Origin of the sequence: Pseudoalteromonas sp. D15MCD-2, from assembly GCF_038562745.1 — a bacterium.
Lineage (GTDB): Bacteria > Pseudomonadota > Gammaproteobacteria > Enterobacterales > Alteromonadaceae > Pseudoalteromonas.
The window spans coordinates 2,593,274-2,614,256 of record NZ_JBCFQE010000001.1 but is presented as its reverse complement, the minus strand read 5'-3'; the positions used below and the strand labels follow the sequence as shown (position 1 = coordinate 2,614,256).

The following is a 20,983-nucleotide window of genomic DNA, read 5'->3' as shown; positions in this document are numbered from 1 at the left end:
TTGCAATTGAATTCTATAACTTGAGATTAAATATCATATTTTTGTTATGAAAAGGTTGAAATTGTAAACCCTGTCATTGAACTGCTTGATTGGAGTTGAAGGGGGGAAGCATGTTATAGTCATGGGTGATATCGGTTTTTACCCCAATAATGTCTTAAAATTAAATAACTTGCGAGTCATTATTCGGATTAAAAGCCAACATTAAACAACTTTTGGAGGCTAATTTGGAAACAGGAATGATAATTTCGTTAGCAATGTACTTCATCGTCATGCTGGGGATTGGGCTGTATGCTTATAAGCAATCTACCGACGATGTATCAGGCTATATGCTAGGTGGTCGTAATTTATCACCAAGTGTTGCTGCGCTTTCAGCTGGCGCATCAGACATGAGTGGTTGGCTGCTAATGGGTCTACCGGGTGCAATGTATTTGTTTGGTTTAAGCAAGGTTTGGATTGCCATAGGTTTAGTACTCGGTGCTTGGGCTAACTACTTCCTAGTCGCGCCTCGTTTACGTGTTTACACAGAAAAGGCGAATGACTCAATCACCATTCCAGATTACTTCGCGAACCGCTTTGATGATAATAAAAATATTCTGCGTGTGATCTCTGCGATTGTAATCATTGTTTTCTTCACCTTGTATACCTCGTCAGGTGTTGTTGCAGGCGGCAAGTTGTTCGAAAACTCATTTAATATGAGCTACGAAATGGGTCTGTACATCACAACCGGTGTCGTCGTGTTATATACCTTGTTTGGTGGCTTCTTAGCAGTGAGCCTGACTGACTTTGTACAAGGCTGTATCATGTTTATCTCGTTGCTGGCTGTGCCAATTGCAACGTTTACCATGCTTGATCAGCCAGTTATGGATACACTTGCAAATGCACGCTATGACTTATTATTAAGCTCACCAAAAGAATCAGAAATTCATGCACTTAATATGATGGATTGGTTTGCAGGTGGTTCAACAATAGCGATTATTTCTGCAATGGCATGGGGCCTTGGTTATTTTGGTCAACCACATATTATTGTGCGTTTTATGTCTGTGCGCTCTGTGAAAGATATGCCGACTATGCGCCGTGTGGGTATGTCGTGGATGACGCTTTCAGCTATTGGTGCTGTGCTAACAGGTCTATTTGGTGCTGCTTATATGCTTGAAAACCAAATGCCAATTGATGATAAAGAAACGATTTTCCTAGTGTTGTCTGAGCTTATCTTCCATCCTTTAATTGCTGGCTTCTTATTGGCAGCTATTTTAGCGGCGATTATGAGTACTATTTCATCACAGTTATTAGTTTGTTCAAGCTCACTAACCGAAGATTTTTATAAGATTTACTTAAACCGTAGTGCATCTCAAAAAGAGCTGGTTTTAGTTGGTCGTATTAGTGTTATTTTGGTGGCTCTATTTGCTATTTACTTAGCCTATGACCGCGATAGCTCTATCTTAGATTTAGTGAGTAATGCATGGGCAGGTTTTGGTGCTGCATTTGGTCCACTCGTATTACTGAGCCTTTACTGGAAGCGCATGAACTTACAAGGCGCTATTAGTGGTATGGTTGTTGGTGCTGCAACAGTACTATTTTGGATTTACGCGCCAATTACAATTGATGGCCAAGCATTAAGTGCAATCATTTATGAGATTGTCCCAGGCTTTATTTTATCAACAATTGCTATTGTTGTTGTTAGCCTTACAACTGCTGAGCCGAAAAAAGAAATTACAGACTTATTTGATGAAGTTGAGTCGTCACTGTAGTTTTTGATTAAACACAAAAAAGGGCAACATCTGTTGCCCTTTTTTATGATCTAAATTTGCGTTTAGCTTGCCGCTTTTTCTTTTATATCAGCAACGTTGTCGTCTGACTTTGCTTTTTTAGGCTTAGCTGGGGCGTCTTTTGCACCTTTAAGTACCGCCATAAATTGGTCTTTTTCTTTTGCCATTTCAAGCGCCAGTGACTCAATTTGTTGCTCGCTTAATGGTACATCAACTTTTTCAAGCATTAGTTCTAATGACTCAGCAATGTCGAGCATTTTGTCATACGCATCAGCTTCTTTCTTAGTAGTAAACGTCATGCGCTCGACTCCGTTTCTTTCTACAACATATTTAACAACAACAGCCATGATTTCTCCTGCATTTAAGCGTGGCATTTGCAGCGTAATACCGCTACTTTGATTACTGTTTTTATATACAGTAATGCTTCGGGGCTTACTTTGCAAGTAACTTGAGAAAAATTTTATTCAGCAAATTTGACAATAATAGGGACATTAGCTTTATTTAAATTGTTACCCAAAGTTAAACACAAGCGATGGAGTGAGTGTTGGGTAATAGCTAACTACCTGTCCAAGATGGACATCATGGAGGAAATTATGAAATTACTATCAAGTATTTTACTTGCCACAAGCATTGCGTTACTACCTGCTACATCGGCATTCGCCGTTAAACCAACCGAAGCAACACAAGTTAAAATGCAAAAGCTCAGTATAAACAAAGCTAGCATAGATCAACTTACTCAATTACCGGGTATTGGAGAGTCAAAAGCCAAAGCGATTGTTGAGCACCGTAAAAAGCAAGGTCCGTTTAAGTCGGTAGAGCAATTAAAAGAAGTAAAAGGAATTGGCGATAAGCTATTTGCTAAACTTGAGGGGAAAATTACATTATAAATAGCGGGCTATTCACCTAAACAGGGCGTTATTCGCCCTGTTTAAATTCATTGATAGCTTTGTCTAAATGCGCTAATGCGAACATGTTTTCGATAGGTGTTGTGATGAGTGGGTAACTTAAGCCCGCTAACAATAACCAAGGAATAAGCATCCAGCCTTCAAAGTAGGCCAAGCCTAAAAATAATGGTGCTAAAAAGGCAAGCTTACATACTGATAAAATGATCTTTTTGCTTGGGCTTAAATGAGCCAAAGCAAGGGCAATAATTTGCTGGCGTTGCCTTACTTTAAAGCTTTTTAAAGCAGGGATTTGGCTAGTAAAAAAATAAATCATTATAGCGACTTTTTGCTCACTAATCGGCTAACTAAAACAGCCACAAATACCACTGAAAATGCTGCAAAAATCACTTCCATCCATGCTGGCATACTCATAGAAGCAAACTGCCAATCGATATTTCCGCAATCACCAGTAGCGGCAAAGAAGCTAGGGATCCATTCATGCAAAGGCATAAAACTTGGGAAGTTAGGTTCAAATGCACAGCTAAATGCAAAAGGGTCAGTATTGTTTTGCATTGCAATGTGTTCTTTGGCAATAAAGTAACCCCAAATTGCAGAGACACCCCAAGTGGCAAATGCGACTAAGCGAACAACCATATTTTGTGGGTTAATTGCACCAATCACACCCGCTGCAAGTAAGCCTAAAACAGCAGTACGTTGATATATACACATGATGCATGGCTCAAGGCCCATGTTGTATTGAAAAAATAACGCAGTGATTTCAAATGCGAGTGAAATAACGGCTAATAATAACCAAGGTGTTCTTTTAGTTGCTAATTCTGCTAACCAATTCATGAAAGTTCCAATTTCAAATTGTTTTCAAGATTATGCTTAGACAGGGCAGTAGGTGCAAGTATCTAAGATGAAATTATACGAAAAAGGAGCCGACTGGCTCCTTTTTATTAATCATATCTAGGCTGGCTGTTACACACTAACAGCTTGCAAAGACTCACTTTGATAGCAGCCTAATACACGGGTGTATTGGGTGTGTTCTTTTAGCTCTTCAAGCGCTTGCTTAACATGTAAGTCATCGAGGTTTGCTTCAAGGTCAACATAAAACACCTCTTCCCATGGGTTTCCAGGTACTGGGCGAGATTCCAATTTTACTAGGTTAATTTGATGTTGTTTAAAAATCATCAAGGCATCAGCCAATGAACCCGCTTGTTGTTTGGTCGCCATAATCAAACTGGTTTTTGTTGGAATTTGCTTAGATACTTGTAACGGGTTACGCGCGACGACAATGAAGCGGCTATGGTTTTCGCTTTGGTTTGCAAGGCCTGATTTAACGACTTCTAACCCTACATTTTTACCTGCTTGTGCTGAGCCGATAGCGGCGCTGTTTGTAGTTTCAACCGCTGATTGTAATGCATGGAAGGTTGAGTCACAGGTTTCATGTTGAATATCACCTAAACCCTGAATGAAGCGGCTACATTGAGCAAAAGGCTGTGGGTGAGCAAAGATTTTATTAATGTGAGAAAGCTCAGTACCTGGCATTGCTAATAAACAGTGCTCAACGCTGTGAGTGACCTCACCGACAATTGATACTTGTGCATGTTGTAATAAATCGAACACTTCATTGATACTACCTGAGCTGGTGTTTTCAATTGGCAGTAAGCCGAAATCAGCTTGGCCACTTTCAACTTTGCCAGTGATTTGATCAAAGCTCGAACAGCCCATCTCAATCAGCTTACCTGGGCGACGGCTAAAATATTTATGGCAGGCTAATTGGCTATAAGAGCCTTGACCACCTAAGTAAGCAACACGATGACTTTCGCTCATTGCTTCAGGGTTTAGATTCTTTTGTAGCATTGCTTGTTGATTCAAAACAGAATCTTCAAGAATAGTTTGGAACACATTATTGATGTAGTACGCATCTAGACCTAGCGACTTACCATAATTAATAAGCTTTTCGAGTAATGCTTGTTCGCGGGCTTCATCGCGAATTGGTTTGTTATTGGCAATTTTATATTCAACTACGCTGTGGCTAATACGGCGTCTTTTAGCCAGTAACACCAATAAGTCGGAATCTATTTCATTAATATCGTGTCGTAACGCATTTAATGTATCAATGCTCATGTTGGTTTCCTCATTCCAAAACAGTGCACAAACAAAAAAGCCTCCCAAGTGGGAGGCTTTAGCTATTCGGTGAATTTATCTCGCAAACAGTTAAGCCTCCTCTATCTAAAGAAGCTAAAAAACGAAAAATAAGTGCGAGAGATAATTTGTTTCATTGAACTAATGTAAAAACACTTGTATGTAAAGTCAACTGCCTATCGCAGCTAATTTAGAAAACATCGGTGTTTACTCAGAAAATTCATTTATATTTATAAAAAATTTATAAATATAAAAATGAATCTGGTATATTTGTTTTTGCACAATAAATAATAACAATTATTAATAAGGTAGTCCTGTGGTGTATCGACGACCGCCATCACGTTTTGGTGTAAATTCATTAAGTATGAAATTGTCGCTGCTGATTTCTGCGATTTGTTTGATTGCAGGTATATGTGCTGCGGCTTTGATGCTTAAATCTGAAGAAAAACAGCTTGTGTTTGAAGAGCACGAACTTTTAAAGCACTCTAGTGAACGCTTGAGTCGTCAATTTAACCGCTTGATCAAAACCAAAATCAATATTGCTGAGCAGGCTAATAACGTCGTAAGCAGCCAGCTCCTTCACAACGAATCGCATTTACAAAGTAAACGCAGCGCAGAACTCAAATTTGCCCTCGATGGCAGTATCCGTAGTACCTCAGAAGATGGCTTATCGGCTGCGTTTCTCCCTCAAGATAAATATTCTGAATTTTATAAACAGCTTATAAACGATTCTGAATCGCTATGGAAAATCGTTTCACCGACCTTAATTCAAGATTTCTTTAATTTTTACCTTGTCACCAAAGACAACTTTATTCGTATCGCACCACCTAACTGGGCACTCAATGTACCTGGTAGTTTTGATTTTACTAAAGGCGAAACCTTCAATTACGCTCAGGCAGCAACTAACCCAAGCCGAGAAGCGGTGTGGTCAAAAGTGTATTACGACACTATATGGCATAAGTGGGTGGTGAGTGTGCTTGTGCCAATCTACCTTGATAACGAATTTTTTGGTGTCACGGGCAGTGATATCGCGCTTGAGACCTTATTGGCACAGTTGCCTATCGGTGACCGTGAGCAGCATCTGTTAGTGTTTGATGCAAAAGGTCAGCTGTTAGCTCACCCTGATTTAGATAAAACCACGCTTGAGCAATATGGTCGTGAAGGTAAAAAATTACTCACCGAAGATTTTGTAAACCCTGATCTGCAAAAACTAGTGTCTGAAACCATTCGTTTAAAGTTACCTGAGTCGGCAAATTCATTCGTACAAGATGGTGAAACACATATTATCAATATTCGTAAAGTCGAGAACCTAAACTGGTATATTGGAATTTATAAAAAGCGCTCGTCTGCACTTTCTGCGCTTGAAGAGTTAAAAGTAAAATTCTTCGGCTTGTTTATCTTGTACGCTATTTTAGTTGCCTTATTATTGCATCAAGCACTTTATCAACTAGTACTGCGTCGCATTCACTCGTTAGTTAATGCGGTAGTTAGTTTTGGCAAAGGGCAATTACAAACTGAGTTTCCAAAGGCTAATAAAGATGAAATTGGCACGCTAAATGGCTCGTTTAGAGACATGGCTATTGAAATTCGTAAGTTGATCGATGGTTTAAACCAGCGCATTAGTGAAAAAGAAATAGCTGAAAAAGCGGCGAATCGTTTATCTAAAGCTGTGGCTTTCTCTGGTACCGGTGTGGTGATCACCAATCAAGACTTTGAGATCAAATACGTGAATCCGAAAATGGTTGAAATGACCGGTTTTGAGGAGCGTCACTTTATTGGCTCGCCGCTGCTGAATATCATTTCACAAGAAATGGCGATTTTAGTCGATGATATTGATATCGATTTGCGTAGCCGTAATTATTGGCGCGGGGATACCTTATTACAAGGGAATGAACGCCAATCAGTTTGGGTTTCGTTAAGTATTTCACCAATTCGTGAAGATGGTGGTGAGATCACCAGTTACGTGGCATCAGCTCAAGATATTTCGTTTGTAAAAGAAAGCCAGCGTAAGATGGAGCAATTGGCTTACTTTGATACCTTAACGGGGCTTGCTAACCGTACTTTCTTCAGAATGCAGCTGCGTAAATCAATGGCACTGGCTGAACGTGGTCATTATGCATTTGCCTTATTCTATTTTGACTTAGATGAATTTAAACGTATCAACGATACACTAGGGCATGATGCTGGGGATCAGTTATTAGTAGAAGTGGCTAACCGTTTGAAAAAGCGTTTGCGTACGGAAGATACAATAGCGCGTTTAGGTGGTGATGAATTCGCGGTATTATTAAGTGGTATTGAGCACCAAACACATGCCATGGAAGTGGCCAATACGATTCAGCGCACGCTTAATGAGCCAATCAAATTAGGTAACAATGAAGTGATCATCAGTGCCAGTATTGGTATCACAATGGCACCATTTGATAGCCAAGAAGAAGATCAGTTACTTAAACATGCCGACCTTGCGATGTATGAAGCAAAAGCGAAAGGACGTAATACTTTCCACTTCTATAGCCAAGAGCTTAATGCGGCAGCAAACGAACGCTTATTTATTGAAAATGAGCTTCGTACTGGTATTCGCGAAGGGCAGTTTAGAGTTTATTATCAACCACAAGTTGATTGTAGAAATAACCAAGTGGTTGGCTACGAAGCACTTATTCGCTGGTTCCACCCTAGAGAAGGGATGATCCCACCGACCAAGTTTATTCCTATTGCTGAGGCAACGGGCTTAATTGTTGAGTTAGGTGCGTGGATACTGCAAGAGGCGTGTGAATTTGCAGCGCGTTTAGCTAGCCAAGATTTAAAGAATAATATTTCAATTAATTTATCGGCACGTCAGTTTAAAGATGCGAATTTAGTGTCGACACTGGATAAGATCATCAAACAAACAGGAGTTGAGCCTAAACGCTTACACCTTGAGCTAACAGAAAGTATGCTGATGGGGCATGTTGAAGCAGCTATTCTACAACTGCATCAGCTAAAAGCTTTGGGCGTGTCAATTTCAATCGATGACTTTGGTACAGGCTACTCTTCACTGAGTTACCTTAAACGTTTCCCTGTCGATATTTTGAAGGTTGATCGCTCGTTTGTGAAAGATATTCCACAAGATAGTAATGATATGGAAATAACCGCTGCGATCATTGCAATGGCGCAAAAGTTGAAGCTTAATGTTGTTGCTGAAGGGGTGGAAACCATTGAACAGATTGAGTTTTTACAAAACAACAACTGTTATATTGTGCAAGGTTACTACTATAGTAAGCCTATCCCAGAAGAAGAGTTGCCAACACTTTATGAACAGCTCAACTCATTGAATTCATAAAATACAGAAATCAAAAAATAAGGGGGGTGATTAGCCCCCTGCAATTTTAACTTTAAATTTTAGTCCTTCGAGAATCGCTTTTAGCTTATCTCTGTCATCACCTTGTACTTCGATGATACCGTCTTTTACTGCACCGCCTTGGCCCATTTTACTTTTAATGGTTTTGGCTAATTTTTTTAAGTCATGCTGCTCGCTGTCGATACCAACAACTAACATCACGCCCTTACCTTTGCGTCCTTTGGTTTGACGTTCAATGCGTAAAAAGCCGTCTTTAAAAATTTTACCTTGGCTTGGTTTACTTTCTTTAGGTTGCTCAATGCGACCCGTAGCAGTTGAATAAACTAGATTATTATCGCTCATGGTAGATCTCGTTATAAAAGCTTGGCTAAATGATAACAAATTTCATCCTAAGTGTTTTAATTTTTGGCTTATTTGTTTTAAGCGGTTATATTTAGTTAAGTATCAGGAAAGATTTGTTTATTAGGAGTTTATTATGAGTTTAACGCGCAGCACTTCTGCTGATGGCGCTATATTAACTGTACAAATCAAAGGAAAATTTGATTTTAATTTGGTGCAATCTTTTCGTCAGGCGTATGCCGATCTCAACGACAATATCGATAAAGTGGTTATAGACCTTAGAGAAACAGATTACATGGACAGCTCAGCGTTAGGCATGTTACTGAACATGAAAAAAAACCTAACAGGCAAAGTTGAAACAATTCAAATTAGTAACTGCCAACCGCAATTGAAAAAAATCCTGCAAATCTCACGTTTTGATAAAAAGTTCGATATTGATTGATGCTTAATATTCTGGTTGTAGACGATCTTGCCTTAAATCGTCGCTTATTAACCGTGATGTTAGAGCAGCAGGGCTACCGTGTTTATAGCGCTGAAAACGGTCTTGTTGCTTTAAACCTGCTCGAAGAACACACCATTGATATTGTGTTACTCGATGTCATTATGCCTGTGATGGACGGCTTTGAAACCGCTGCTATTATCAAAGAGCGCTTTAGCCAAGTCTATTTGCCGATTATTTTTATTACCTCTTTAGAAGACGAAGCGAGTTTTGAGCGTTGCTTAGCGGTTGGCGGCGATGACTTTTTACATAAGCCGTTTCAAGAAGTGATTCTTAACGCGAAAATTAAAGCGCATAGCCGGATCCGTAATTTAAGCCAAAAGGCAAGAGAGCAAAATCTACAACTTGAATATCATCAAAATCAAGTTGAGCGTGAACATGAAATTGTCGAACATATTTTTAATAATGCTCTTGAGAACCAACAATCTTTTCCTAAGCATTTAGATTTTCATTTATCGCCTGCGGCTATGTTTAATGGCGATATGTTTTTGGTCGCACAAAGCCCATTAGGTAGCTTATATTGCATGCTTGGCGATTTTACTGGTCATGGTTTAGCCGCTGCAGTCGGAGCTCTCCCTGCTTCAAGAGTATTTTATACCATGGTGAGTAAGGGCATGTCTGTGAGTGATATTGCCGCAGAAATCAATTCAGTATTAGGTAAGTTATTACCAGGCCACATGTTTTGTGCTGCAACCATCATAGAGCTTAGCAGTACCGGAAAAAGTATCTCGGCATGGCTAGGGGGCTTACCCGATACCTATATCATCAATCAAAGCGGTGAAGTTATTCGTACCCTTGAATCTCAACACATGGCACTGGGTATTTTAGAAGAAGATGAATTCGAACGTGCACTTATTCACATTGAAGTAGAAGACACATGCCGCATTGTCATGGCAACCGATGGTATCATTGAAACGACTAGTCCACATGACGAGTACTTTGGTGAGCATCGCTTTAAAAAAGTGCTAGCCTCAAAACCTGCTATTTCTACTGAGCAAGTACTTGAACGAGTCAATAAATTTGCCCGTGGTAGTAAACAACAAGACGACTTGAGCCTCGTATTATTAAATTGCTTACCAATGCGCGAGCCTGAGCAAAAATCAGAGCCGCTATCCGCATTACCTTTTAATTTTTCATTGAGCTTGAACTCAAAGCAAATCAAAAGTACCGATCCGGTGCTGGAAGTTGTTGATGTAATAAGCAAAGTAGCGGGGTTAAATGCACATCGCGCTAATATCTTTTTGATACTCTCAGAAGCGTATAACAACGCTTTAGATCATGGGGTGTTAGGTCTCGACTCAGAGGTCAAAAATCAGGAAGATGGCTTTTTAATTTATTATCAACAACGTGAAGAGGCCCTCGCAAATTTAACCGATGCCTTAATCATTATTGATATTCGTTATTGCCCAGAAGAACTTGCTTTATATTTTACTGTTTGCGACTCAGGAAATGGTTTTAGTAAAGAACAGGCAAATCAACAAAGCCTTGCAAGAGAGCATGGTAGAGGCTTGTGCTTGCTTGGGGAAGTAGCTTCAAAAGTGACCTTCAATAGTGCAGGCAACCAAGTCGAAATTTATTATCAATTAACAGCAAGCAGTACTAGCTCACACTAAAATCGCATGTTATCATTCTGGCATTATAGATGTTTGGATGGCTAAATGATTTCTAACTACTTATCGACAGCTCAGCTTAAATTACCAGAAAATTTGGTTGCTGAGCAATTATCAAACCTTGAACATTATCTTGCAGAGTCAGCTTTACCAGCAGTGCGTTGGGAGTATCAAATTCCTGAGCTAGGCGAGGGTGGTGCGTGTAGCTTGTTTGGCTACTTACAAGATGAACCATTCAAATTAAATGATTATGTTGCCGATGATGCTACCAATACTGAAAAACTGGCTAAGCTTCAACAAATTATAGATTTTGTTGTTGCCCAAACTCAAGTTGATTGGTTTGGTATTTATCAAGCGACAGAGACTAATGAAGGTTCTCAGTTATTAAAGCTGGTTTATCATGGTGCACCGAGCCGTCCATTATTCCCGCTAACAGAAGCATTTGCTAAAGGTAGTAACAATGTTCAAGTTGCACTTTCTAAGCAAGGGCGTGTGATCAATAACGTAGCCGATTACCTCGCACAAGGTGGTGAGTATTATACTTGCGACCCGAAGGTGAAAGCTGAGACTTGTTTACCATTATTATCAGACAAAAATGAATGCTTAGGTATTATAGATGCAGAAGCATTTAATAATGATTTCTTTGATCAGCAAACCCTTGCATTACTTGTGGCTTGTTGTATTAAAATTCCTCAACTCTTGGTCTAATTTAACTAGTAATCAGGCTGGGTTTTTATGTTAAGCTAGTGGCAACGCTAACCCCTATAAAAAGAGATAGTCAATGTTCTCAGAATTAAAACCATTACCAACAGATCCTATTCTTGGCCTAATGGCGGCCTTTAAACAAGATACAAACCCAAAGAAAATCGATTTGGGCGTAGGTGTTTATAAGGATGAGCAAGGCAATACGCCTGTATTAAAAGCGGTTAAAAAAGCGGAAGCGTTTCGTTTAGATAACGAAACCAGTAAATCGTACATTGGCTTGGCAGGTAACCTAGATTACTGTCAAAAAATGGAAAACTTATTACTGGGTGAGCATCCAGCACTTTTAGCTAACCGTGTTCGCACTGCACAAGCACCAGGTGGTACAGGTGCATTACGTGTTGCAGCTGAATTCATCAAGCGTTGCAACAAAGATGCGACTGTATGGGTAACTACGCCAACGTGGGCAAACCACATCAGCTTATTTGAAGCGGCGGGCTTAACAGTAAAAGAATACCCTTACTACGATTACGAAAATAAAGACCTTTTATTTGATGACATGATTAATACCCTTAAGCAAGTGCCTAAAGGTGATGTTGTGTTATTCCACGCATGTTGTCACAACCCAAGCGGTATGGATTTAAATGCTGAGCAATGGAGCACCGTTGCTGATCTTGCTGTTGAAGTTGGTTTCACGCCTCTGGTTGATATTGCTTACCAAGGTTTTGGTTCAAGCCTTGAAGAAGACGCAGCGGGTCTTCGTAAATTAGCAGCAGCGGTAGATGAGTTAATCATCTGTTCTTCTTGTTCGAAAAACTTCGGTTTATACCGCGAGCGTATCGGTGCATGTTCAATCATTGCTAAAGATGCAGCAACTGCTGATATCTCTAACTCTGTATTATTAAGTGTTGTACGTAGCATCTATTCAATGCCGCCTGCACATGGTGCTGATATTGTTAGCACGATTTTAGGCAGCACTGAGCTGACGCAAATGTGGCACGACGAGCTTGATGAAATGCGTAATCGCATTAATGGTTTGCGTACTTTAATTAAAGAAAGCTTAGCTGCGAAAGGCATTGAGCAAGACTTCTCATTTATTGACCGTCAAAATGGTATGTTCTCATTCCTAGGTATTAATAAAGAGCAAATCGAGCGCTTACAAAAAGAGTACTCTATCTACATTGTGGGTTCTAGCCGTGTAAACGTTGCTGGTATCAGTGATGCAAACATTGATTACTTTGCAAATGCAGTAGCAGACGTTTGTAAGTAACCTGCTTTATAGCGATAAAAAAACCGCAGTGACTGCGGTTTTTTTATGCCTGTAATATGTGTTACTACGAGTAGGTATTAATGCAGCCAGCGAATGGCGTCATTGATCATACTGTTGTAGCTATCAAGTGGAGCGCCAATACTCGCTATTAAGATAGTATCCGCTCGCTCACCACGGTTGATGTGGCCAGCGAAACGCTCATCATTGAAATCGTCAGAGCCAGTGCCAAATGGTTGCTCGTCAGAAGGCACAATGAATACCGTCATCGGGCCAAAATCAGACTCAAATACCAAGTGCAGACCTTTTTTGCCTTGAAAGTCACAAAACATTAAATAGGTTACTTCACCTGGTAGCTCATCTAAATGTCCGCCAATGGTGGCAAACTTTTCGTTCACATAGGCAAGATCTATCGCTTCATGTTTATCTAGCGAGCCTATCTCATGGTATAGGTGCGCAAAGGCATGCTCACCCACGCTGTATAACGTATGTTGTTTGTTAGTGACAAAGAACACACTAATTGCTACTAAAAACGACGCTGCAGCGGCTAAATACAAGCGATTAAAGGCAAAGCGCGACTTAGCTTCAATAATGGTGTCTAGCGGCTGCTCTGAAGGCGCTTCTTCTGCGGCATAGGTATTATCAATAATTCGCTTTGCTAAATTTTCAGGCACGGGGATGTTAAGCGCATTACTTAGTTCATCATCTAAAGCGCGCACATCATCAATAAACGCCTGTTTATCTGTGTCCTGCTCGGCAAACGCTTCAAGTTCCTTATCAATAGTGCTTGGCTCGGCGAGGATGCGGCGGCGAAACTCGAGTTCATCCATTAATTTGATGCTCCTCTAAGTTGATCATCATCACTGCTTAAAGCCTCTTTAAGCTGGTTTCTGGCACGGAAAAGTCGTGTCATGACAGTATTTTTATTTAAATCGAGGATCTGGGCAATTTCATCGCCAGAGCAACCCATTACTACTTGTAATAGCAATGGCTCTCGATACTCTTGTGATAACTTTCCTATTTGTCGTTGAATCACTGTTTGTTCCATTTCAGCATCAAGGGTTGTACTTTGTTCATCTACAAGGGTGTCGTTTTCAACATCGGCGTAATCAAATTGTTTACGTTCAAAGCGGCGTGCGTTCTCGCGGCGCAAAATAGTTAACAGCCAAGGTTTGACTGCTTGTTGATCTTGCAGTGAATCCAAGGCACGCCAAGACCTCAGGAAGGTTTCCTGCACTAAGTCTTCAGCAATGTTCTGATCACGACACAACCAATACGCAAAGCGAAAAAGCTCACTGTGGTAGACATGAACCAGCGCTTCATATCGCTTTTGTTTTTCTGTCATAGTAACTAAGACCTGCCTATCAGAAAAAAACTTTCTGAGATTATTATTTTTTTCTTAAAAAAACGGCTAATTCAAGATTAGCCGTTTATTTTCTAATAGTTAATCGTAAAGATTTTTTAATTCAGTATCATTACTTGTCGATTTAGTGTGCTTTGTTGCTTGGCTTAGCAAACTGACGATTAAGCTTAAATCAACCTGTTCATCTGCTGAACTATAAAGTTTAGTGCGTAATTTAGCAATTTCATCATTAAGTTGTGTGTTTTTCAGCGATGCTAGTAAACACTCGATGGCGGCTGCATTTTTACCTGTTTGCTGTTTTGCATAAAGGTTCAATGCGTTATAAAACCCTGAGCTATTGTTTTGCTTTGCAAACTGCTTAAGCTCATTTAACGATACTGATGAACCACTGGTAGGTAATGGCTCAGCTGTCGACTGTTGAGGGCGCTTTTTAATGTAAAGCACTAAGGTGATTAACCAAAGTCCATAGCCGACAATTGCCACGATAATAAGCCACACAGGGGTCGCAACTTGCGTAACGGTTTGTACATTAGTTGGCGTATCACTCAGCTCATTAGAGCTTGCGGTTTGCGGCTCTGCGATAGCTGGAGCTGTTGGTGTGAGTGGATTTGTACTTGGCACAACGGTTAGTGTGCGTGAAGGTATGGTCGCATAGCTAATACGATTGATTTTAGTATTAAACCAAGGCAGCTTTATTTCAGGCAATGTGTAAGTGCCCGGTGTTTGCGGTAATAAAGCATAAGAAGCAGTTTGCTGTGAAATAACGCGGCCATCACGTACCAGGTGGTTACTCTCTTTTTCATCAGGGTAACTTCTAAAACCTTGCACCTGCGGCATATCGATATCAGGAAGTTGCTCTTTAGTAACCCCCAATGCGGTTAAGGTGATAGTTCGAGTGATTGGCGTGCCAACTTCAACGGTGTCGTCTTTTGGTTGCCATTGCTCATCAAGGTTAACCAGTTCACTTGGTAGCCATGCACCTGTGTAGTTATCTGGAATTGGCTTGATTTCAACATCAACATCTTCGCCCATCGCTGACACAGCCATTTGGCGATAGTTTTGACGAATACGGCCGTTGAACACAGGTGCCGTAATAGTATTTACGCCACTTTTTTGTGGCTGCACTAAGTACTCACGGGTGATAACTAAATAGCGTTTGCCATCAATTAACTCATAGTCTTCAGATTGCTTGTTAATTGGGGTTAGCTCAGCGTTTTCCATTTCTGGCGTAGTTAAGTTGCCATCAAGCAATTCTTTGTTGTTGTCTAAATACAATTTAACTGTATAAACACCGGCTTCTTGCACGTATAAGCTAGTTGGCTTGATGCTTGTTTTAATGAAGGCTTCTTTATTTTGCTCTGAGGTTTGACTGCGCTTAGCTACCGTTAGCTCAATGGGTTTTGAACTGACACCAGCTACAGTAAATGCAGGGATGGTATAAGTGCCTTCTTTGCGGGTCATCAGCTTTACAGACCAGTTAGTTTGCTTACTGATTTCACCATTAATAATATTAGTGCGCGAGCTAACACTGGTCGGCCCAACAACAAAGTCTTTTAATAGCACCGAAGTGTCTGGTTGTTCGCTGTTAATAGAGTCGTCTGCTGAGATGGTTAAAACAAAAAACTCACCGGCAAGGACAGGGTTTTTATCAACACTTGCCTGTAGCTGGGTGGCAGCCCAAAGCGGCGCTGCCGCGATTAGCAATAAACAACATAATAATCGCATTACCATGATTTTTCGGCTCCTCGTGGACGACGTTGATAGTTTCGTTTTTGTGCTTCTAATTGCATTTTATTTCTTAATAAGATCGCAGGATCATCGGGAACTTTGCGCAGCAGCTGGTTAAGTTGCTGGGCTTTCTCTTTCTCTTCATTAGTCAGTTCAGCAGCTTGTGCCTGCATGGCTTGTTGCTCTGCTTGCTGTTTAGCTTGTTCGTCGTTTTGCGATGGCTGTGGCTGGGCCTCTTGTTGCTCAGGAGCTTGCTCTGGCTGTTGTTCTCCTGATTGTGACGACGTGTCTTTTTCAGATTGCATTTCAGGTTTGTTTTGCTGGTCACTTTCAGACTCGCTTTGTTCACCTTTTTGATCTGATTGCTCACCTTGGTCTGAAGGTTGTTGGCCATCTTGCTGCTCACTCTGCTCAGAGTTTTCGCCTTGCTGTGAATTTTCACCCTGTTGCTTTTGCTGGTTATCTTGCTGGCCATCAGAGTTTTGTTGATCATTGTTTTGCTGTTGATCTTGTTGCTGCTGTTGATCTTGTTGCTGCTGTTGCTCTTGCTGCTGCAATAACTGTTCTACGAGGGCTTGGTTTTCTTTTGCCTCAGTGAAGTCATTTTTAAGCTGTTGGGCTTGCTTATATGCTTCTATGGCTTGTTCTAGCTCACCTGCCTTAGCAAGGGCATTACCGTAGTTGTACAAACCCGTTGCGGATTTATCTTCACTAAACGCATCCATGGCCGCTTGGTAATTACCTTGCTGATAAAGAGCTGCGCCTTTAAGTTGTGTGTTTTCAGCTTGGGCGGCTTGTTCAAATTGATTTTGCTGATAGGCATCAAGAGCACGTTGGTCTTGGTTTTTAAACACCTCAGGTAATTCGGCGGCGTAAACCTGTTGCTGAGGTAGGAACATAACAAACAAAAAGCCAACTACTAGGCTACTACGGCGAATTAAAAAGAGCGCTAACGGCAATAAAATAATCAGGCCGTAAATACCTGCATCAACACGCCATAACGCTTGGCTTTGCTTCTCATCTTTGAGTACTTCAGCATTGGCTGTTGGGGCAAATGTTTGAATATCTTGATTACTGGTTTGATACAGTGCAAATTTGCCACCGCTGTTGCGCGCAAGCGAACTTAAGCGGCTGACATTAAGCGTTGGAATCACAATCTGCCCTTGTATGTCTTTTAAAAAGCCACCTTCTGGTAACTTAATCGGCGCACCTTGCTCTGTGCCAACTCCGTAGACATTTAAACGATAATTAGACTGAGCGGTAAAGCGGCTAATATCTTCTTGATCTAGGCTATCAACTCCATCGGTGACTAAAATAATATCACCATCTAAATAGCCAGCTTGTTTAAGTAAGTCGTCGGCTTTTTCTAGGCCTTCAATAACATTTGAACCTTTGCTCGGCATGATATCAGGGCTTAGGCTTGGGATAAGGTTAGCCAAAGTGCTAGCGTCATTGGTTAGCGGCGAAATGGTAAATGCAGAGCCTGCATAAGCTACTAATGCCGTATCACCTTCTTTGAAAAGCTCAATCATATCAAGTGCTTTAAAGCGAGCCTGCACTAATCGGCTTGGTGCGATGTCGGTACTGAACATGGAGTACGACATATCCATCACAATGACCCGCGCATTCTTTGCTTGAAACACGGGAACTTGTTTTTTCTCAAAGCTTGGACCTGCTGAAAAAACGATGGCTAACAGGATAAACACCGCAACTAGCCAAAGCGGTTGGCTTTGTTTTTTATGGTTATCGCTCATTACAAATTGTGCCAAATGGGGGGCAATTAAATCAGCGGGGGCGCTTTTTTTGTTGCGTACCAACAGCACACTAAAAATAATCAGCGCGGGGATTAATAACCAAAGTAGGGCAGGGCGAATAAATTCAAAATCCATACTAGCTCTCCTGCTTAAATTGGCGAATAAAACTCACGAGCATTGCTAAGCTTATTAAGCCTAGCGCTACAAGCAGTGGAATATAAAACAATGAAATTTGTGGGCGGAACGTTTGTTCATCGCTACTAATTGGCTCAAGCTTATCGAGCTCTTGATAAATTTGCTGTAAGCCAGCCACATCTTTTGCTCTAAAGTATAAGCCGCCGGTTTGCTCGGCAATACGCTTGAGTAGGCTTTCATCTAAGTTACCGCCACTCATCCCCCCCATATTAAATAGACTGAAACCACGCGGGTTATCAGAGCCAACACCTATGGTATATACCTTAATGCCTTCTTCGCGGGCTAACAGCAGGGCATCTTCTGGATCAAGGTTACCGGCGGTGTTTTGGCCATCGGTTAATAGTACAACGATACGGTTACTTTCATCTTTATTAGCAAAACGCTTTACAGATAAACCTAATGCATCACCAATGGCTGTTGCTCTACCTACTAGACCAATTTGCGCTTCGCTGAGCATTTGGCTTACGGTTTTAACATCACGAGTAAGAGGTGTTTGTAAAAATGCGGTATCACCAAATAAGATAAGACCAAGGCGGTCACCTTGACGCTGTTCAATAAAGTCACTGAGTACGGCTTTTACCATGGTAAGCCTATCAACATACTGATTCTGGTAGGCCATATCTTGCTCTGTCATCGAGCCAGATAAATCCACCGCCAGCATAATATCGCGGCCTTCATTAGGCAGTGTGATAGGTTCATCAAGCCAAGTTGGATTTGCAATAGCGACAACTAAAGAGATCCAAACAGCCCATTCAAGCAATGAAACTTTTCGGCTGTGTTGCTGTACTGCTTGATTATTTAAGCCAAGCTTAGCAAAGCCAGGAATACGTAAACGTAACTGCCCTTGTTGCTTTAACGGCATAAAGCGGCTTAATAACCAAGGTAAGGGTAAAAGCACAAAACACCATGGCCAACTAAACTCAAACATTAATTGGCTCCTTGAGTTTAAAGTTGCTAATAGCACTGCGTAATTTAGCCCCGAGCTCAGCATTATTACTTTGTTGTTGATAAAGCGGCATCAACTCGTCGTAACTAAAGTTGTCGCCACTGAGTTTAGATAAACTTTCAGACCACTTAGCCAAAGGCTGAGAAGCAAGCTGACTGCTGTAATAATGACGAGTTAAGCGTTTTAAAATAATGTGTAGCTCTTGCGCGTCATCATCACTAAGGGTTTTACTTAATTTAATGGCTTGTTTTTTGGCTTTTTTAAATTGCTGGTTTTTATATAAAAGCACTAAGCCGAAAATTATTAACGAACCAACTAAGGCGATAATTAGCCACCAAATTGGAGCAAGTGGCCACCATGCAACCTCGGTCGGTGCAATGACATCATGTAAGCCATCTAGCGGATTTTTTTGCATTGTTACTTTCTCACTAATTGCAGCTCAAGAGGAGTGGCTGCACTGAATGAAATTAAACTAAGCCCAGATTTTTGTAAGCGTTTTAATCTGTTAGAAAACGACTCTTCGGCAGACTTAGCAAAGCGCTCGCGAAATTGCTTATCCATTAATGGTAAAGCAAGCTCTTGGCCATTTGCCGACACTGTCACCGTTTGTTTAAAAGCAGGTAGCTGGTGCTCGAACGGATCACTTATATGACAGCCAATCAATTCACAGTGCCTGCTCAGTATTTCAAGTTGTTTGAAACTTGCTTCATCAAGGGCGCTAAAATCAGAGACGATATAAACCAAGCTTCCTGGTTTTGCTAAATGATTAAGACGTTTAAGGTTTTCGCTAAATAAGCTGGTGGCTGTTTGATCGATATTAGTCAGAGCTTGGCTGTGAATATCACATAAGTTGTGACAAAGCTTTAACACTGCTTTCTCTCGTGAGGTCGGTTTTAATTCGTGATGACCTTGCTGGTTAAACACCAAGCCACCAATGCGATCACCTCGTTGACACGCCGACCAAGCAACCAGTGCGCTAATGTGCGCTGCTTGCACCGACTTTAACAGTAACTTTGAGCCAAACAGCATCGAGTTAGAAAAGTCGGTAAAGACAAAAACAGGGCGTTCTTTTTCTTCTTGAAACAGCTTAGTGTGGGTTTCGCCAGTGCGTGCGGTAACACGCCAGTCGATAGAGCGTATGTCATCACCGGCTTGGTAATGACGCACCTCGGCAAACTCCATACCGCGCCCTTTATGAGGTGCAAGGTATTGCCCAGCTAAGCTGTTTTTGATTTTTACTTTGGGCGCAAGTTCTAGCAAACGAGCTTTGGCTTTGTAATACATCAACTCTTTGAGTGATAAATTGACGCCTTGACTATGACTCGCTGCTAACCACGCCGCTGTATCAAATTGGCTCGACATAGCTTATGGCACTGCCACCAATTCTAAAATACGGCTGATCACATCGTCTTTACTGATGCCATCGGCCTGTGCTTCGTAACTTAAGATAATACGGTGACGCAATACATTATGCAGCACTGCTTGAATATCATCTGGGGCAACAAAGTCACGGCCTTCTAGCCAAGCATGCGCGCGGGCACACTTATCAAGGGCAATGGTTGCACGCGGACTTGCGCCATATTCAATCCAGCGACCAAGTTGCTCATCAAGCTCTGCTGCTTCACGAGTGGCAACAATTAACTGTACTAGGTATTTCTCAAGCGGCTCAGCTAAATACAAACCTAATATCGCTTTACGGGCAGCAAATAGCTCACTTTGACTAATTTGTTGTGTCGTTGCCTGCATATCAGAAATAGCCTCGCCACGGGTTAGGCGTAGGATATCTAATTCGTGTTCAGCACCCGGGTAATCAATGCTCAAATGCAATAAGAAGCGGTCAAGCTGAGCTTCTGGTAGTGGGTAAGTGCCTTCTTGTTCTAGCGGGTTTTGGGTTGCCATAACCATAAACAGATCAGACAGTGGATAGGTGTTTTTGCCTACCGTTACTTGGCGTTCAGCCATAGCTTCTAGTAGGGCTGATTGCACTTTAGCAGGGGCACGGTTTATTTCATCAGCCAAAATTAGGTTATGAAATAACGGGCCCTTTTCAAATACGAACTCACTGGTTTGCTGGCGATAAATATCGGTACCAGTTACATCTGCTGGTAATAAGTCTGGGGTAAATTGCACACGTTGGAAACTGCCTTCAACGCCTTTCGCTAAGGCATTGACTGCACGCGTTTTCGCAAGACCCGGAGGGCCTTCAACTAATAAGTGGCCATCTGCCAAAATTGCGATTAACAGTGCTTGAGTTAATTGTGGTTGGCCGATAATTTGCGTGTCTAGGTATGATTTTAATTGTGAAAATGCGTTAACTGCCATAATAAAAAGACTGTCCTAAAAGCGTGAGTCAAAAATTGTTTTTGTTATGCGCCAATACGTTATGTTCAGTACCGATAAATTCTTTGCGCGGTACCGTGGTGGGGCGCTATTAACAAGTTATAA

General features: G+C 41.3%; 19 protein-coding genes and 1 pseudogene. 7 read left to right on the top strand and 13 right to left on the bottom strand.

From position 1 onward, the window contains the following. Positions 1-236 precede the first annotated feature (236 nt). Complete coding sequence (putP, locus tag AADY36_RS11975) at positions 237-1,748, top strand: sodium/proline symporter PutP (protein ID WP_054562154.1); 1,512 nt, start codon at positions 237-239, stop codon at positions 1,746-1,748. 62 nt (positions 1,749-1,810) lie between these two features. Here putP and AADY36_RS11970 read toward each other — a convergent pair whose 3' ends face one another. Next, positions 1,811-2,113 carry a YebG family protein gene (locus AADY36_RS11970; RefSeq protein ID WP_054553324.1) on the bottom strand — a complete coding sequence of 101 codons (303 nt, stop codon included), beginning with the start codon at positions 2,111-2,113 and terminating at the stop codon, positions 1,811-1,813. A 246-nt stretch (positions 2,114-2,359) separates the two neighbouring features. On the opposite strand from AADY36_RS11970, the gene AADY36_RS11965 reads away from it, so the two are divergent. Beyond that, entirely contained in the window at positions 2,360-2,653 is a 294-nt protein-coding gene (locus AADY36_RS11965) for a ComEA family DNA-binding protein (RefSeq protein ID WP_054562153.1), read from the top strand. A gap of 28 nt (positions 2,654-2,681) precedes the next feature. On the opposite strand, the gene AADY36_RS11960 is transcribed toward AADY36_RS11965, so the two are convergent. The 3 genes from AADY36_RS11960 to AADY36_RS11950 all read right to left on the bottom strand — a co-directional run bounded on the left by AADY36_RS11960 (position 2,682) and on the right by AADY36_RS11950 (position 4,783). After that, positions 2,682-2,984 carry a DUF6170 family protein gene (locus AADY36_RS11960; RefSeq protein ID WP_055020713.1) on the bottom strand — a complete coding sequence of 101 codons (303 nt, stop codon included), beginning with the start codon at positions 2,982-2,984 and terminating at the stop codon, positions 2,682-2,684. Then, the gene (dsbB, locus tag AADY36_RS11955) at positions 2,984-3,502 is read right to left on the bottom strand and encodes a disulfide bond formation protein DsbB (protein WP_054562151.1); all 519 of its coding nucleotides are present in this window, start codon (positions 3,500-3,502) and stop codon (positions 2,984-2,986) included. Before dsbB ends, AADY36_RS11960 begins: the two co-directional genes overlap by 1 nt. A gap of 129 nt (positions 3,503-3,631) precedes the next feature. After that, positions 3,632-4,783 carry a chorismate mutase gene (locus tag AADY36_RS11950; protein ID WP_054562150.1) on the bottom strand — a complete coding sequence of 384 codons (1,152 nt, stop codon included), beginning with the start codon at positions 4,781-4,783 and terminating at the stop codon, positions 3,632-3,634. Positions 4,784-5,117: 334 nt separating this feature from the next. Between AADY36_RS11950 and AADY36_RS11945 the strand changes: the two genes are divergently transcribed. Continuing rightward, positions 5,118-8,117 carry a bifunctional diguanylate cyclase/phosphodiesterase gene (locus tag AADY36_RS11945; RefSeq protein WP_152966949.1) on the top strand — a complete coding sequence of 1,000 codons (3,000 nt, stop codon included), beginning with the start codon at positions 5,118-5,120 and terminating at the stop codon, positions 8,115-8,117. Positions 8,118-8,147: 30 nt separating this feature from the next. Here the strand turns inward: AADY36_RS11945 and AADY36_RS11940 are convergent, their stop codons facing one another. Further along, the gene (locus AADY36_RS11940; RefSeq protein WP_054562149.1) at positions 8,148-8,477 is read right to left on the bottom strand and encodes a translation initiation factor; all 330 of its coding nucleotides are present in this window, start codon (positions 8,475-8,477) and stop codon (positions 8,148-8,150) included. A gap of 133 nt (positions 8,478-8,610) precedes the next feature. On the opposite strand from AADY36_RS11940, the gene AADY36_RS11935 reads away from it, so the two are divergent. The 4 genes from AADY36_RS11935 to AADY36_RS11920 all read left to right on the top strand — a co-directional run bounded on the left by AADY36_RS11935 (position 8,611) and on the right by AADY36_RS11920 (position 12,555). Further along, entirely contained in the window at positions 8,611-8,916 is a 306-nt protein-coding gene (locus AADY36_RS11935; RefSeq protein ID WP_054562148.1) for an STAS domain-containing protein, read from the top strand. Further along, entirely contained in the window at positions 8,916-10,586 is a 1,671-nt protein-coding gene (locus AADY36_RS11930) for an ATP-binding SpoIIE family protein phosphatase (RefSeq protein ID WP_055020715.1), read from the top strand. The genes AADY36_RS11935 and AADY36_RS11930 overlap by 1 nt, the downstream gene beginning before the upstream one ends. A gap of 45 nt (positions 10,587-10,631) precedes the next feature. Next, positions 10,632-11,291: a GAF domain-containing protein gene (locus tag AADY36_RS11925; protein ID WP_055197972.1), complete on the top strand. Its 660-nt coding sequence runs from the start codon at positions 10,632-10,634 to the stop codon at positions 11,289-11,291. Positions 11,292-11,364: 73 nt separating this feature from the next. Then, positions 11,365-12,555, top strand: a complete 1,191-nt coding sequence (locus tag AADY36_RS11920) for an amino acid aminotransferase (RefSeq protein ID WP_342409021.1) — start codon at positions 11,365-11,367, stop codon at positions 12,553-12,555. Between the two features lie 77 nt (positions 12,556-12,632). On the opposite strand, the gene AADY36_RS11915 is transcribed toward AADY36_RS11920, so the two are convergent. The 8 genes and pseudogenes from AADY36_RS11915 to AADY36_RS11880 form a co-directional block, all read right to left on the bottom strand. Continuing rightward, positions 12,633-13,382, bottom strand: coding sequence for a DUF3379 family protein (locus AADY36_RS11915; protein WP_342409020.1), 750 nt, complete (start codon positions 13,380-13,382; stop codon positions 12,633-12,635). Continuing rightward, positions 13,382-13,930 (bottom strand): annotated as a pseudogene (locus tag AADY36_RS11910) (sigma-70 family RNA polymerase sigma factor); the annotation flags it as partial. The pseudogene AADY36_RS11910 and the gene AADY36_RS11915, both read right to left, overlap by 1 nt. Positions 13,931-13,996: 66 nt before the next feature. Further along, positions 13,997-15,646 (bottom strand): BatD family protein, encoded by a 1,650-nt coding sequence (locus AADY36_RS11905; RefSeq protein WP_342409019.1) that lies wholly within the window; start codon positions 15,644-15,646, stop codon positions 13,997-13,999. After that, a complete protein-coding gene (locus tag AADY36_RS11900; protein WP_342409018.1) occupies positions 15,640-17,532 on the bottom strand; it encodes a vWA domain-containing protein in 1,893 nt (630 codons plus the stop codon). The genes AADY36_RS11905 and AADY36_RS11900 overlap by 7 nt, the downstream gene beginning before the upstream one ends. Before the next feature lies 1 nt (position 17,533). Continuing rightward, positions 17,534-18,520, bottom strand: a complete 987-nt coding sequence (locus AADY36_RS11895) for a vWA domain-containing protein (RefSeq protein ID WP_054562140.1) — start codon at positions 18,518-18,520, stop codon at positions 17,534-17,536. Further along, positions 18,513-18,953: a DUF4381 domain-containing protein gene (locus AADY36_RS11890; protein WP_054562139.1), complete on the bottom strand. Its 441-nt coding sequence runs from the start codon at positions 18,951-18,953 to the stop codon at positions 18,513-18,515. The genes AADY36_RS11895 and AADY36_RS11890 overlap by 8 nt, the downstream gene beginning before the upstream one ends. 2 nt (positions 18,954-18,955) lie before the next feature. Further along, positions 18,956-19,900: a DUF58 domain-containing protein gene (locus tag AADY36_RS11885; protein ID WP_054562138.1), complete on the bottom strand. Its 945-nt coding sequence runs from the start codon at positions 19,898-19,900 to the stop codon at positions 18,956-18,958. Between the two features lie 3 nt (positions 19,901-19,903). Beyond that, entirely contained in the window at positions 19,904-20,860 is a 957-nt protein-coding gene (locus tag AADY36_RS11880) for an AAA family ATPase (RefSeq protein ID WP_055020720.1), read from the bottom strand. Between the last annotated feature and the right edge of the window lie 123 nt (positions 20,861-20,983).

Bases quoted from the DNA above. Each gene is read 5' to 3' on its own strand.
- AADY36_RS11920 (WP_342409021.1), top strand. From the start codon at position 11,365: ATGTTCTCAGAATTAAAACCATTACCAACAGATCCTATTCTTGGCCTA.
- AADY36_RS11935 (WP_054562148.1), top strand. From the start codon at position 8,611: ATGAGTTTAACGCGCAGCACTTCTGCTGATGGCGCTATATTAACTGTA.
- AADY36_RS11900 (WP_342409018.1), bottom strand. From the start codon at position 17,532: ATGGATTTTGAATTTATTCGCCCTGCCCTACTTTGGTTATTAATCCCC.
- AADY36_RS11960 (WP_055020713.1), bottom strand. From the start codon at position 2,984: ATGATTTATTTTTTTACTAGCCAAATCCCTGCTTTAAAAAGCTTTAAA.
- AADY36_RS11930 (WP_055020715.1), top strand. From the start codon at position 8,916: ATGCTTAATATTCTGGTTGTAGACGATCTTGCCTTAAATCGTCGCTTA.
- AADY36_RS11915 (WP_342409020.1), bottom strand. From the start codon at position 13,382: ATGGATGAACTCGAGTTTCGCCGCCGCATCCTCGCCGAGCCAAGCACT.
- putP (WP_054562154.1), top strand. From the start codon at position 237: ATGATAATTTCGTTAGCAATGTACTTCATCGTCATGCTGGGGATTGGG.
- AADY36_RS11940 (WP_054562149.1), bottom strand. From the start codon at position 8,477: ATGAGCGATAATAATCTAGTTTATTCAACTGCTACGGGTCGCATTGAG.
- dsbB (WP_054562151.1), bottom strand. From the start codon at position 3,502: ATGAATTGGTTAGCAGAATTAGCAACTAAAAGAACACCTTGGTTATTA.
- AADY36_RS11880 (WP_055020720.1), bottom strand. From the start codon at position 20,860: ATGGCAGTTAACGCATTTTCACAATTAAAATCATACCTAGACACGCAA.
- AADY36_RS11905 (WP_342409019.1), bottom strand. From the start codon at position 15,646: ATGGTAATGCGATTATTATGTTGTTTATTGCTAATCGCGGCAGCGCCG.
- AADY36_RS11965 (WP_054562153.1), top strand. From the start codon at position 2,360: ATGAAATTACTATCAAGTATTTTACTTGCCACAAGCATTGCGTTACTA.
- AADY36_RS11970 (WP_054553324.1), bottom strand. From the start codon at position 2,113: ATGGCTGTTGTTGTTAAATATGTTGTAGAAAGAAACGGAGTCGAGCGC.
- AADY36_RS11895 (WP_054562140.1), bottom strand. From the start codon at position 18,520: ATGTTTGAGTTTAGTTGGCCATGGTGTTTTGTGCTTTTACCCTTACCT.
- AADY36_RS11950 (WP_054562150.1), bottom strand. From the start codon at position 4,783: ATGAGCATTGATACATTAAATGCGTTACGACACGATATTAATGAAATA.
- AADY36_RS11885 (WP_054562138.1), bottom strand. From the start codon at position 19,900: ATGTCGAGCCAATTTGATACAGCGGCGTGGTTAGCAGCGAGTCATAGT.
- AADY36_RS11890 (WP_054562139.1), bottom strand. From the start codon at position 18,953: ATGCAAAAAAATCCGCTAGATGGCTTACATGATGTCATTGCACCGACC.
- AADY36_RS11925 (WP_055197972.1), top strand. From the start codon at position 10,632: ATGATTTCTAACTACTTATCGACAGCTCAGCTTAAATTACCAGAAAAT.